This is a genomic window from Herbaspirillum sp. WGmk3 (assembly GCF_023952535.1).
GTDB lineage: Bacteria > Pseudomonadota > Gammaproteobacteria > Burkholderiales > Burkholderiaceae_D > Herbaspirillum > Herbaspirillum huttiense.
In genome coordinates this window covers 1-323 of sequence record NZ_JAKYWT010000038.1, presented here as the reverse complement: position 1 = coordinate 323, position 323 = coordinate 1, and the positions used below count along the sequence as shown (strand labels likewise).

Sequence of the window (323 nt, the reverse complement as noted above, 5' to 3'; positions counted from 1 at the left end):
GGTGCTGTCCGGCGTCATCCTGCGCATCCGGATATTAAACGGGCGCGGCGGCAGGTTACCCATCACCACCGAGGCAAGATACTGCGAGGTGGTTTTGCCCTTAATGGTGATGTCTTTTTCCGTCACCCAGCCACCGTTACGTTGTATCTGAACCAGCAGGCGGACTTCCGACGGATTCCTGTCACCCTTTGAGGTGGTTTCCACCAGTGCCTGTACACCGAAGGTAAAGCGCAGACGGTCGATGTTTGCAGACGTAATGGTGCGGGTGATCGGCGTGTCATATTTCACTTCCGTACCCAGCACCGTCTCGGAGCCGGAGGATT

The 323-nt window shown here is 56.7% G+C and carries 1 protein-coding gene; it reads right to left on the bottom strand.

Annotated elements, in window-relative coordinates; genetic code table 11:
- The coding region (locus MKD49_RS25845; protein ID WP_252697723.1) for a hypothetical protein at window positions 1–323 on the bottom strand (323 nt) is incomplete at both ends.